This is a genomic window from Paraburkholderia caballeronis (assembly GCF_900104845.1).
Taxonomy (GTDB): Bacteria; Pseudomonadota; Gammaproteobacteria; order Burkholderiales; family Burkholderiaceae; genus Paraburkholderia; species Paraburkholderia caballeronis.
Map to the genome: position 1 here is coordinate 3673719 of NZ_FNSR01000001.1, position 12695 is coordinate 3686413.

Here is a 12695-nt window from a genome sequence, read left to right on the forward strand (position 1 = left end):
ATGCGCACACTCGCGCGAGGAGACCCGAACCATGGCTTTGCCCGCCGTTCTGCAGGACCTTTCGCTGCCCGTGATCGGCTCGCCGATGTTCATCGTCAGCTATCCGGAACTGGTGCTCGCGCAATGCAAGGCGGGCATCGTCGGCGCGTTTCCGGCGCTCAACGCGCGGCCCGCCGACGTGCTCGACGAATGGCTCACGCGCATCCAGACGGAGCTGGCCGAATACAAGGCCGCGCATCCGCACGCGCGGATCGGGCCGATCGCGGTGAACCAGATCGTCCATCAGTCGAACGCGCGGCTCGAACACGACGTGCGCGTGTGCATCGAGCACGAGGTGCCGATCTTCATCACGAGCCTGCGTGCGCCCGCGAAGGAGATCATCGACGCGGTGCACGGTTACGGCGGCATCGTGCTGCACGACGTCATCAACCAGCGGCATGCGGCGAAGGCGCTCGAAGCAGGCGTGGACGGGCTCATCCTCGTCGCCGCGGGCGCGGGCGGCCACGCGGGCACGACGTCGCCGTTCGCGCTGGTCGGCGAGACGCGGCGGCTGTTCGACGGGCCGATCGTGCTGTCCGGCGCGATCGCGAACGGCGGCTCGATCCTCGCCGCGCAGGCGATGGGCGCGGACCTCGCGTACCTCGGCACGCGTTTCATCGCGACGCGCGAAGCGCACGCGTCCGACGCGTACAAGCAGGCGATCGTCAACGCGAGCGCGTCGGACATCGTCTACACGAACCTGTTCACCGGCGTGCACGGCAACTACATCCGCGAGAGCATCGTGAACGCGGGCCTCGACCCGGACGCGCTGCCGGAGTCGGACAAGTCGAAGATGAACTTCGCCGGCGACAAGGCAAAGGCATGGAAAGACATCTGGGGCGCGGGCCAGGGCGTCGGGCTGATGAACGACGTGCCCGACGTCGCGGAACTGGTCGCGCGGCTCAGGCGCGAGTACGACGAGACGAAGGCGCGGCTCGGGATCGGGCGATGACGCGGCCGCGCGTGCGCTGACCGGCATGGGCGGCGCGCGACGCACAAGCAGACTGCGCCGCTCGTGCGGCTTTCAGCGCGCCTTCGTTCAACGGGCGGCCGCTTCGCAGATCTGCGCGAGAGTCGGCCACAGCCCGCGATCCGCGAAACGCCTCGCGAGGAAATCGACGAACGACCTCACCTTCGCGGACAGATGCCGCCGGCTCGCATACACGGCATAGATCGGCAGCTCGCGCGGCGGCAGTTCGTCGACGAGCAGCGGCACCAGCCGCCCTTCGGCGAGATCGTCGCCGATCACCTCGGTGCCGAGCATCGTCACGCCGACGCCTTGCAGCGCGACGACGCGCAGCGCCTCCAGATGGTTGACGATCAGGTTGCCGCCGAACTTCCCGCGCGCGCCGCCCGCCGCGTCGGCAAACGGCGCGAGTTCCTGCGCGGACATACCCGCGTAGCGCAGGAAGTTGTGCCGCGCGAGATCCGCGACGCGCTTCGGCGTGCCGTGGCGGCGCAGATAGTCCGGCGACGCGCACAGCACGATATGCGCGGTCGCCAGCTGCCGCGCGATCAGCGACGACGACTTGAGCCCCGACGGCGACGCGCGGATCGCCACGTCGAACCCCTCGTCGATCAGTTCGACGACGCGGTCGGACAGCGTGATGTCGACGGTGACCTGCGGAAATTCGGCCGCATAGTCGGCGACCGCGCCCATCACGTGACGCAGCCCGAACGCGGTCAGCGACGACACCCGCAGCCGCCCCTGCGGCACGACGCTCGCCGCGCCGACCGCCTGGCCGGCCTCGTCCAGTTCGGTCAGCACCTGCGACAGCCGCTCGTAATATTCGCGGCCCGCCTCGGTCGGCGCGACGCGGCGCGTGGTGCGGTTCAGCAGCCGCGCGCCGAGTTGCTGTTCGAGATGCATCACGTGCTTGCTCGCCATCGCCGCGGACATGTTCATCCGCCCGGCCGCGCCGACGAAACTGCCCGTTTCGACGACGTACCGGAACACCTTCATGCTGACGAGTGTATCCATCGGGTTCGCTCTTATCCGGAATCAATCGGCGCTATTGTGCGCCGTTTATCAATGCGGGAGAGGCAAACTTCAAAGCGGGCGGCGCAGGCCGCCGAATGAAAAAACCCCGCGTCCGGCAGGACGCGGGGCTGGCATGCGAGGAGTGGACCGCGCCTAGAACTTCGCGCGGATGCCGACGCCGAACGTGTCGCCGGACGACTGGTTGTCGATGTGGTCGTACATGTACGCGGCGTACAGGTCGGTGCGCTTCGACAGCGGATAGTCGTAGCCGATCGCGGCGGTGTTGCGCGTCTGGTTCAGGCCGCCCGAGTCGCGCGAGTACGCGTACGACGCCATCACCGTGCCCGCGCCGAGCGGCACGCTGACGCCGCCTTGCGCGGTGTTCACATGCCAGTCGCCGATGATGTCGTCCTTGTTGTCCGTGTACATGTACTGGGCGAACAGCTTCACGTACTTCAGGTCGTACGACGCGCCCAGTTGCGCGACGCCCTGGCTCTTCAGCCCGAGGATCGTGACCGTGTTGCTCGGGATGCCGCCGAGGTCGCCCGGGTTGTTGTTGAAGTTCACGTACTGATAAACCGCGGTCGCCGCGAATGCGCCGTGGAAATACAGCGCCTGCGCGCTCCACTTGCGCTGGCCGGCTTCGCCGGCCTGGTTGCCGAACGCGTACATCACCGAGCCGGACAGCCCGCCGAAGCTCGGCGTCGAATACTGGACCGCGTTGTTCCAGCCGGAGTCGCCGACGACGCCCTGGTCGGTCGTGTACGACGGGAACGTGCCGAGGCCGAGGTACACGTGGTACACCATCGGCGAGAACGTGTACGAATCGATGAACGAGTTGAACAGGATCGTCGAGATGAACAGTTGCGTCGTCAGGCGGCCCGCGGTGAACGTGCCGTACGGCGACTCGATGCCGACGTACGCGTTGCGCGCGAAGAACGTGTCGCCCTCGAAGCGGCCGTCCTGGCCGTTCTGTGCGCGGAAGAAGCTTTCCAGCGTGAAGATCGCCTTGTAGCCGCCGCCCAGGTCCTCGGAACCCTTCAAGCCCCAGTACGACGTGGACATGCCGCCGCCGCCGACATTCCACGCGCGGTCCGCGCCGGGGAATTTCGTTGCGCCGACCCATTCGTCCACCTGGCCGTAAAGCTGAACGCTGGACTGCGCGAACGCCGACGACGATGCGACGGCAAGCAGGGCGGCGAGCGCGCTCGCCTTGAGGCTGGTATTCAGCGCGCGGCTGATGGTTGTTTTCATGGGTTCTCCTGGCTTTGTCAAAAAAATAACTGGCGGCTTTAAGGCGCTCGCGCAAACCGTTTGTTTTGTTCGCTCGCTGGCGGGGCCGATCGGGGCAGGACCATCTTTGCGGACCATTTTTATGGACAAAAATATCCCCGCTTATTGCCGGTATATGGGCCGGATTACTTTGCCGATCGGCAGACCTGCTAGGACCGCCCGCCGGCGCGTCGATGACGCTCGAAAGCTGCGTGATCCTCACGCCCCGGCCTTGTCCCGCGCGGCATAGCGGCCGCCGGCGGGCGCTGGCGAGCAAGTCCGGGATTTGATGATGAAAGGGTTACGTATGACGAGCGATTTCAAAAAAGTGTGGTATCGGCGCGTCAGATCGTTGAGACGACAAAGGGGAAGGAGCGCGCAACGGCGATGCGCGACGCAAAGCGGCTCGCCGCGAGATGAGCAGCGAGAGGGGAATCCAGCGGGAGAACAGCATGAAACGCGCGACGCGGTGATGTGATGCGCCGCGCGGGAAGCTCAGTTCCGGTACGGAGAAGGCATCGGCGGACGCGGCACGTCCGCGCTGCCGTGCGCGAACGGCCGGAACGACGCGCGCTCCTCGTTGTAGCGCGCGACGTCCTCGCGGATCGAACCGGCGCGAACCGGCGAGTCGGCGGGCGGAGGCGGAACCGCCCGCGCTTCCGCGCTGACCGGCGTGATGCCGCCGCCGTAGCGGGCTTCGCCGCGACGGCTCTCGTAGCCGGCCGCATCGGCGACGCGCAGCGGCATCGCATCGTAGCGGGACGAGGGCCGCGCATGGGCGATCGGACCGTCCACCCGAGCACCGGACGCACGCGGCGCGGCACCGTACCAGCCGCCGCCCGGATTCACCCGCAGACCGTCGAGACGCGCGCCGCCATACGCCGCGCGAGCCATCGCGCCATGTCCGAACCCACCGCCATAGGACGCATGCAGGGGCGGATGCGACGGCTGCGCGTGAGCGAGCGCGAACACCGCCGCCAGCCCTGCGCCGAGCGCCCACCGTCCGATTCTGACCAACCCTGCGTGCATTGTGCGTATCACCTGCCCGACGAGCCGCCTCGAAGTCCGCCATTCGGGCCATGGCGGGCCAGTCCTGGGGATATGCTCGCGTGAATCGCGCGTAACTGTTGCTGCTGCAACTGCCCCAACGGCCTTTGCCGAGTAATTTATGGGCCTGCCGCCAGGGTGTCGAGCCAAAAAGTGTTATGCCCTCGGAAGGGTTGTAACACCATGTTACTGCACGGTTTTTACCCCAAAAATCGGGCTTCTTCGGACTTCTTTCGGGTTCGCTGGATGCTTTCTTCAGACATGGAAATACGCCTGTCGATGGCGTCTGCGGATGACTTTCAGTCCGCTTTCGCGCCCGTTCCATCATGCATCATCCGCATTAATCGATTCTTCAAATGAATTTGCTTTTTCAATCGGTGTGCGGGGACAATAGGCACTTCTTCGATTACCCGCTGCGCGCCAGCCGAATCGCGCAGCCCTGCGCCGCGCGTCGAGCGTGCGCCCTGAGATTTTCCGATGGCCCGTCCGAAACTGCTCCCCGATAACTTCACGCTGTGCCTCGTCGGCACGGTGATACTCGCCAGCCTGCTGCCGGTGCACGGCCAGGCCGCTGTCGCATTCAACTGGCTCACGAACATCGCGGTCGGACTGCTGTTCTTCCTGCACGGCGCGAAGCTGTCGCGCGAGGCGATCATCGCCGGCGCGACGCACTGGCGGCTCCATCTGGTCGTGCTCGCGAGCACGTTCGTCCTGTTCCCGGTCCTCGGCCTCGCGCTGAAGCCGGTGCTGTCGCCGCTCGTCACGCCCGCGCTGTACATGGGCGTGCTGTTCCTGTGCACGCTGCCGTCGACGGTGCAGTCGTCCATCGCGTTCACGTCGATCGCGCGCGGCAACGTGCCGGCGGCGGTGTGCAGCGCATCCGCGTCGAGCCTGCTCGGCATCTTCATCACGCCGGCGCTCGTCAGCCTGATCGTCACCACCCAGGCGGCCGGCAGCGGCTCGGCGTGGCACACGATCTGGAACATCGTGCTGCAACTGCTGGTGCCGTTCGTCGCGGGGCAACTGCTGCGCCCGCTGATCGGCCGCTGGATCGAGCGCAATCGCGGCGTGCTCAAGTTCGTCGATCAGGGGTCGATCCTGCTCGTCGTGTACGGCGCGTTCAGCGAGGCGGTCAACGAAGGCCTGTGGCATCACATTCCGCTCGCCGCGCTCGGCGGCCTCGTGGTCGTGAACGCGGTGCTGCTCGCGATCGCGCTCGGCATCACGATCTTCGTCAGCAAGCGCCTCGGCTTCTCGCGCGCGGACCAGATCACGATCATCTTCTGCGGTTCGAAGAAGAGCCTCGCGTCCGGCGTGCCGATGGCGAAGGTGATCTTCGCGTCGAACGCGGTCGGCGCGGTCGTGCTGCCGCTGATGCTGTTCCACCAGATCCAGTTGATGGTCTGCGCGGCGCTGGCGCAACGCTGGGGCGCGCGCGACACGAGCGCCGAGCGCGCCGCCGAGGCCGGCGACGAGTCGCGCGCAACCAGCGCCGAACGCCAGCAGACGGCCGCCGCGCGGCGCTGAATTCGAGCGCGTTCGTACGCATTCTCAGGCCTACGAACTCCGAAGCAAACGTTCATTACCGCGTCGATGCAGCCCCGAAGCCGTCGCGTCATGCGGCGGCTTCGTCGTTGCCTGTCTGCCGGCATCGAGCGGCACCCCGCCGCACCTTCGTCCGGCAGGACTGCTGGACAAGCCGACGCGACGGCGCAACGCGCCTCCGGCACCATCGCAGTGCCGGCATTCACCAAAATTTCACTCAACTTCCTGACTCGGCCAGCCGTTAAACGGGCGTTATCGCCTCGTACGGCCTGTCCATGCCTGTCAGCGCGCCCGTCTCAGCCGCCGCCGCCTCCGTCGTCCAAAACCTGATCGCGCAACGCAGCCTGCGCGCGGTATTCCAGCCGATCGTCGATTTCAGCGACGGCTCGATTCAGGGCTACGAAGGATTGATCCGGGGGCCGGCCGGCACCTCGCTCGAATCGCCGGCCGCGCTGTTCGCGCAGGCGGCCGCACAGGACTGCGTGATCGAACTCGAACACGAGGCGGCGCGCGTCTGCGTCGAAGCGTTCGCCGAACTCGGCTACGGCGGCAAGCTGTTCCTGAATTTCAGCGCCCGCGCATTGAGCCAGCTCGCGGAAGCGCCGCCGGTCGTGTTCCGGCTGTTCGAGCGCCGCCGCGGCGACCTGTCCGCATCCGCCGCATCCGCCGCGACCGGTCTCGCCGACGCCCCGCCCGCGTTCGACGCGAGCCGCATCGTGATCGAACTGACCGAGCAGAGCGAGATGGACGACCTGCGCGACTTCGCGCCGGTGATCGACATGCTGCGCGCATCCGGCGCGCAGTTCGCGCTTGACGACTACGGCAGCGCGTATTCGAGCATGAACGTGTGGGTGCGTCTGCAGCCGGACGTCGTGAAGATCGACCGCTTCTTCATCCAGGACATCGCGAACGACACGCTGAAGTTCGAAGCGGTGCGCGCGATGATGCACTTCGCGCGCGCGAGCGGCGCGCGGCTGATCGCAGAAGGCATCGAAACCGAGGCCGACCTGATCGTCGTGCGCGACATGGGCATCGGCAGCGGCCAGGGGTATTTCCTCGGCCGCCCCGCCGAGCATCCGCCGCGCATGCTCGCGCAGCAGGCGCGCGAGGCGGTTTGCGCCGGCCACATCGCGGTGTTCCCGGAGACGACGCGGCCCGCGCAGACGAACCCGGGCGGCGCGGCGGCCGCGAAGATGCTGGTGCGCGCGCCCGCGCTGCCGCGCGAGGCGACCAACAACGACGTGCTCGAACTGTTCAACCGGCAGCCGGACCTGCACGCGCTCGCGGTCGTCGAGAACGACCGGCCGATCGCGCTGATCAACCGCCGCTCGTTCATGGACCGCTACGCGCTGCCGTATCACCGCGAGCTGTTCGGCAAGAAGGCGTGCATGCAGTTCGCGAATGCGTCGCCGGTCATGATCGAGCGGTCGATGACGGTCGAACAGATGGCGACGCTGCTCGCGAGCGACGACCAGCGTTATCTCGCGGACGGCTTCGTGATCACCGACAACGGCCTTTATGTCGGGCTCGGCACCGGCGAGAGCCTGGTGCGCGCGGTGACCGAAGTGCGCATCCAGGCCGCGCGTTACGCGAATCCGCTGACGTTCCTGCCCGGCAACATTCCGATCAGCTCGCACATCGCACGGCTGATGGAGCACGACGCGGGTTTCCACGCGTGTTACGTCGACCTGAACAACTTCAAGCCGTTCAACGATCAGTACGGCTACTGGCAGGGCGACGAAGTGCTGAAGTTCGCGGCGTCGGTGCTCGCGGAGGTCTGCGATCCGACCCGCGACTTCCTCGGCCACGTGGGCGGCGACGACTTCATGATCCTGTTCCAGAGCGAAGACTGGCAGCGGCGCGCGCGCCGCGCGATCGATACGTTCAACGACGGCGCGCGCCGCTTCTACGCGCCGGCCGACCAGCTCGCGGGCGGCATCCACGGCGAGGACCGCCGCGGCAATCCGACCTTCTTCACGTTCGTCACGATGGCGATCGGCTGCGTGCGGATCGCGCCGGGCGGCGGCGCCGCGCACAACGGCAGCGAAGCGATCGCGTCGCTCGCCGCGCTCGCGAAGCGCCGCGCGAAATACGATCCATCGGGCCTGTTCGTGATCGACGGCGACGCTCACGCCACGCCGCAACCCGACGACGCGCCCGCCGAGTCCGACTGACTCGCGCGTTCTCGCTTTTTTCCTCCTCTTCCCGCCTGAAACACGGACAGCCGCGCGTTCACCGCGCGGCTGTCCGCGCTAGATCGACCCCATCAGCACGAGCACGACGACGATGACGACGATCACGCCGAGCGTGCCGCTCGGCGCATAGCCCCACGAGCGGCTGTGGGGCCACGCGGGAAACGCGCCGATCAGCAGCAAGATCAGGATCACGAGAAGAATGGTGCCGAGCATGTTGCCTCCGGTTTATCGAACGTAGTGATGGGAGCTCAGCAATCGATATGCCCGGGGCAGTTGTTTAGCCCGTTTTACTAAACACATAAAAACACGCTTTCTGCCTTTTATACGGGTATTTACGCGGGTTTCAGGCGGCTTCGACGCGTTGCCCGGCGGGATTTTTACTATACAATGGCCCGCATCCGAATACCGGGGCGGCGCGAAACGCCGCCACCTGCCACAACCATGGGGACAACCATCCGCGACGTCGCGCGGGCGGCCAGCGTGTCGATCGGCACCGTGTCGCGCGCGCTGAAAAACCAGCCGGGCCTGTCCGACGCGACGCGCCAGCGCATCGTCGAGGTCGCGCGCTCGCTCGGCTACGACCCCGCGCAATTGCGTCCGCGCATCCGGCGTCTGACGTTCCTGCTGCATCGGCAACACAACAACTTCGCGGCCAGTCCATTCTTCTCGCATGTGCTGCACGGCGTCGAGGACGCGTGTCGCGAGCATGCGATCGCGCCCGCGCTGCTCACCGCCGGCCCCGCCGACGACCTCGTGCAGCAACTGCGCGTGCACGCGCCGGATGCGATCGCAGTCGCCGGTTTCGTCGAGCCGGAAACGCTCGCCGCGCTCGTCGCGCTCGAACGCCCGCTCGTGCTGATCGACCTGTGGGCGCCGGGCCTGCGCTCGGTGAACATCGACAACGCGGCCGGCGCGGCGCTCGCGATGCGCCATCTGTTCGATCTCGGCCGCACGCGCGTCGCGTTCATCGGCGGGTCGCTCGCGCACTTCAGCATCGCGCAGCGCGCGTTCGGCTACCGGCGCGCGTTCTTCGAGGCCGGCCTGCTGTTCGATCCTTCGCTCGAAGTGACGATCGACGGCGGCCTCGATCCGGACACCGGCGCGGCGCTCGCGATGCGGCGGCTGCTCGACGCGACGCACGGCGCGCCGCCCGAGGCGGTGTTCGCGTACAACGACGCGGCCGCGCTCGCGGCGATGCGGGTGTGCATCGCGCGCGGGCTGCGCGTGCCCGAGGACATCGCGATCATCGGCTTCGACGACATTCCGGGGGCTGCGCACGCGTCGCCGCCGCTGTCGACGATCGCGGTCGACAAGGAGGCGCTCGGCCGGCGCGGCGTCGAACTGCTGCTCGAAGAAACGCCCGCCGCGACCGAACTCTGCCTGCCGGTGCAACTCGTCGCGCGCGCCAGCACACTGCCCGCGACCCCGACCACGACCACGAACGCCAACCCCGCCCTCACCGACATCCGGACCGCCGCGACCGTCGCGGAGTCCGTCCACCGACGTTTCGATGACGCCATGAGAAAGCCATGACGAAGCCAACCGATTCCGCCTCCGCCGCCATCGCCCATCCCGATCCGCATGCGCATCCTGACGCCGCGCCGCCGGTCGCGAGCTTCCGGGACCGCGGGTTCCTGCTGTCGCATGTGCAGGACACGCTGCGCTTCTACGCGCCGAACGTGCTCGACCCGAGCGGCGGTTTTCATCATTACTTCCGCGACGACGGCTCGGTCTACAACGCGACCTCGCGGCACCTCGTCAGCACTTGCCGCTTCGTCTTCAATTACGCGATGGCGTATCGCGAGTTCGGCGATCCGCAGTATCTGGAGTACGCGCGCCACGGCCTGCAGTTCCTGCACGACGGCCACTGGGACCCGCAGCGGCAGGGCTACGACTGGGAGATCGACTGGCGCGACGGCAAGAAGCGCACGCTCGACGGCACCCGCCACTGCTACGGCCTGGCGTTCGTGCTGCTCGCGTACTCGCACGCGGCGATGGCCGGCATCGACGAAGCGCGCCCGATGATCGCCGCGACGTTCGAACTGATGGAGCATCGCTTCTGGGACCGCGCGGCCGGCCTGTACGCGGACGAGGCGACGCCCGACTGGATCGTGTCGAGCTATCGCGGCCAGAACGCGAACATGCACACGACCGAGGCGCTGCTCGCCGCGTACGAGGCGACCGGCCATCTGGTTTATCTGGACCGCGCGGAGCGCGTCGCGTCGAACCTCACGCTGCGCCAGGCGAAGCTGTCAGACGGACTCGTGTGGGAGCACTTTCACGCGGACTGGTCGGTGGACTGGCACTACAACGAAGAGGACAGTTCGAACATCTTCCGGCCGTGGGGTTTCCAGCCCGGCCATCAGACCGAATGGGCAAAGCTGCTGCTGATCCTCGAACGCCACCGTCCGCTGCCGTGGCTGCTGCCGCGCGCAATCGAGCTGTTCGACGCGGCGATGGCGCGCGCATGGGACAACGACCACGGCGGCCTCTATTACGGCTTCGGCCCGGACGGCACCGTCTGCGATCACGACAAGTATTTCTGGGTGCAGGCGGAAACGCTCGCGACCGCCGCGCTGCTCGGCAGGCGCACCGGCAACGAACGCTTCTGGGACTGGTACGACGAGATCTGGCGTTATAGCTGGACGCACTTCGTCGATCACCGCTACGGCGCCTGGTATCGCATCCTCACCTGCGACAACCGCAAGTACAGCGACGAGAAAAGCCCCGCCGGCAAGACCGACTACCACACGATGGGCGCGTGCTACGAAACGCTGAACGCGCTGCCCGGTCGCGGCATGGCGCCGCCGGTCGGCCTGAGCGCCGGCTTCGCGCGCGGCCACGGCGACGACCGCCGCAACGAACAGCAAGGAGCCGCGCAATGAGCGTCTGCAACACCGGACCCGACTTCTCCTCCGGCTTTCCGGCGTTCGTGTCGGCGGGCGACATCCTCACCGACCTCGTGCGCTCGCCGGACCCGTCCGCCGGCTCGCACTGGCTCGCGCATCCTGGCGGCGCGGGCTGGAACGTCGCGCGCGCGGTCGCGCGGCTCGGCGTGCCGACCGCGTGCGCGGGCGCGCTCGGCACCGACTGCTTCTCCGACGAACTGTGGAACGCGAGCGTCGCGGCCGGCCTCGACATGCGCTTCATGCAGCGCGTCGAGCGGCCGCCGCTGCTCGCGATCGTGCATCAGACGCATCCGCCCGCGTACTTCTTCATGGGCGAGAACAGCGCGGACCTCGGGTTCGATCCGGCGCGGCTGCCCGACGGCTGGCGCGCTCACGCGAAGTGGGCGCACTTCGGCTGCATCAGCCTCGTGCGCCAGCCGCTCGGCGAAACGCTCGCGACACTCGCGGCCGAACTGCGCGAAGCCGGCGTGAAGATCAGCTTCGATCCGAACTACCGCAACCTGATGGCGCACGGCTACGAGCCGACGCTGCGCCGGATGGCGGCGCTCGCCGATCTGATCAAGGTGTCCGACGAGGATCTGCGGCTGCTGTTCGCCGGTCGCGACGAAACGGCCGCGATCGCGGAGCTGCGCGCGCTGAACCCGAACGCGACCGTACTGGTGACGCGCGGCCCGCAGCACGCGACGCTCTTCGCCGGCGACGACGTGATCGAGGCGACGCCGCCGCGCGTCGAGGTCGCGGACACGGTCGGCGCCGGCGACGCGTCGATCGGCGGTCTGCTGTTCAGCCTGATGAGCGCGCCGCAACGCGACTGGCGTCGGCATCTCGCGTTCGCGCTCGCGGCCGGCGCGGCCGCGTGCCGGCGCTCGGGCGCGCATTCGCCGTCGCTCGACGAGGTCGTCGCGCTGCTCGAAGGCTGATCCGGCATGCCGCCTGCCGCCGCGCAGGCGACGTGCTAGGATGGAATCTCCTTCCATCGGGAGCGGCATTATGGAAGACGTCACCTACACCAAAGGGATCTACACCGCCGTCGCGACGGTACGCGACGCGGACGGCGGGCAGTATCAGGGTCTGGTCTCTCTGGCGCGCGACGACGGCGAGGCGCCCGAAAACTCGGTGTACGAAGTGGACACCCTGTCGGGTACGCCGGAAGAAGCTCTGGAAGAAGCCAAGGCGCTCGCGCACCGGATCCTTGGCGAACTCGAACTCTAGGATGCCGGCGGCGCGCAATGCGCCGTCCGCATGACGTTCGGAGTCCGGACGCCGCTGCCGGCTCCGGCCGGAGGCGATCATGGCCGAGCAGTTGTTCCTCTACGGCGTCTTTGCGATCCATGTGCGTCCGCTCGAACTGCAGGGCGCGCGCTGGGACGCCGAATATCAGATCACCCATCGCGACCAGCCCGTGCAGCCGTGGACGACGGTCGGCGGCCACGCGGGTTTCGACACCGCCGCGAAGGCCGTCGACGCCGCGCATCGCCAGGCGATCGCCGACATCGAGCACGGCGCGGGCATCCCGAAGCCTCACACCTTTCCGTGAAGACGATCCCGTGATGTCGAGCGGGTGCGGCTAAATATCACTCAAAAATCGGGGTGGCCGCGTGAACCTTCGCGCGCCGGCCGCGAATGCGGAGCAAGTTAGCAAAAACATTCCGTTACTGGCGCGAAAAAATAGAGTCTCTTTCCGCGTGCGTCCGCCGATGCGCGCGG

Annotated in this window: 12 protein-coding genes; 8 read left to right on the plus strand and 4 right to left on the minus strand. The window is 67.5% G+C overall.

Annotated features, from left to right (window positions below; genetic code table 11):
• Positions 1 to 31 precede the first annotated feature (31 nt).
• The gene (locus tag BLV92_RS16435; protein ID WP_090546649.1) at positions 32 to 991 is read left to right on the plus strand and encodes an NAD(P)H-dependent flavin oxidoreductase; all 960 of its coding nucleotides are present in this window, start codon (positions 32 to 34) and stop codon (positions 989 to 991) included.
• An 87-nt stretch (positions 992 to 1078) separates the two neighbouring features.
• Here the strand turns inward: BLV92_RS16435 and BLV92_RS16440 are convergent, their stop codons facing one another.
• From BLV92_RS16440 to BLV92_RS16450, 3 genes are all read right to left on the minus strand, one after another.
• Complete coding sequence (locus tag BLV92_RS16440; RefSeq protein ID WP_090546651.1) at positions 1079 to 2020, minus strand: LysR family transcriptional regulator; 942 nt, start codon at positions 2018 to 2020, stop codon at positions 1079 to 1081.
• 153 nt (positions 2021 to 2173) lie between these two features.
• Entirely contained in the window at positions 2174 to 3274 is a 1101-nt protein-coding gene (locus BLV92_RS16445) for a porin (RefSeq protein ID WP_090546653.1), read from the minus strand.
• 513 nt (positions 3275 to 3787) lie between these two features.
• A complete protein-coding gene (locus BLV92_RS16450) occupies positions 3788 to 4309 on the minus strand; it encodes a hypothetical protein (RefSeq protein WP_090546655.1) in 522 nt (173 codons plus the stop codon).
• A 507-nt stretch (positions 4310 to 4816) separates the two neighbouring features.
• On the opposite strand from BLV92_RS16450, the gene BLV92_RS16455 reads away from it, so the two are divergent.
• Together BLV92_RS16455 and BLV92_RS16460 are read left to right on the plus strand one after the other, a co-directional pair.
• Positions 4817 to 5866: a bile acid:sodium symporter family protein gene (locus BLV92_RS16455; protein WP_090546657.1), complete on the plus strand. Its 1050-nt coding sequence runs from the start codon at positions 4817 to 4819 to the stop codon at positions 5864 to 5866.
• 293 nt (positions 5867 to 6159) lie between these two features.
• Positions 6160 to 8058, plus strand: coding sequence for an EAL domain-containing protein (locus BLV92_RS16460; RefSeq protein WP_090546658.1), 1899 nt, complete (start codon positions 6160 to 6162; stop codon positions 8056 to 8058).
• Between the two features lie 78 nt (positions 8059 to 8136).
• Here BLV92_RS16460 and BLV92_RS16465 read toward each other — a convergent pair whose 3' ends face one another.
• Positions 8137 to 8292, minus strand: a complete 156-nt coding sequence (locus BLV92_RS16465) for a DUF3309 family protein (RefSeq protein WP_090546660.1) — start codon at positions 8290 to 8292, stop codon at positions 8137 to 8139.
• A gap of 228 nt (positions 8293 to 8520) precedes the next feature.
• On the opposite strand from BLV92_RS16465, the gene BLV92_RS16470 reads away from it, so the two are divergent.
• The 5 genes from BLV92_RS16470 (at position 8521) to BLV92_RS16490 (ending at position 12525) form a co-directional block, all read left to right on the plus strand.
• Positions 8521 to 9612, plus strand: a complete 1092-nt coding sequence (locus BLV92_RS16470; protein WP_090546662.1) for a LacI family DNA-binding transcriptional regulator — start codon at positions 8521 to 8523, stop codon at positions 9610 to 9612.
• Positions 9609 to 10964 carry an AGE family epimerase/isomerase gene (locus BLV92_RS16475; RefSeq protein WP_090546664.1) on the plus strand — a complete coding sequence of 452 codons (1356 nt, stop codon included), beginning with the start codon at positions 9609 to 9611 and terminating at the stop codon, positions 10962 to 10964. Before BLV92_RS16470 ends, BLV92_RS16475 begins: the two co-directional genes overlap by 4 nt.
• Positions 10961 to 11908: a carbohydrate kinase family protein gene (locus BLV92_RS16480; RefSeq protein ID WP_090546666.1), complete on the plus strand. Its 948-nt coding sequence runs from the start codon at positions 10961 to 10963 to the stop codon at positions 11906 to 11908. Before BLV92_RS16475 ends, BLV92_RS16480 begins: the two co-directional genes overlap by 4 nt.
• Positions 11909 to 11978: 70 nt before the next feature.
• Positions 11979 to 12200, plus strand: coding sequence for a hypothetical protein (locus tag BLV92_RS16485; RefSeq protein WP_090546668.1), 222 nt, complete (start codon positions 11979 to 11981; stop codon positions 12198 to 12200).
• A 79-nt stretch (positions 12201 to 12279) separates the two neighbouring features.
• On the plus strand, positions 12280 to 12525 hold the full coding sequence (locus BLV92_RS16490) for a hypothetical protein (protein ID WP_090546669.1): 246 nt from the start codon (positions 12280 to 12282) through the stop codon (positions 12523 to 12525).
• Positions 12526 to 12695 lie beyond the last annotated feature (170 nt).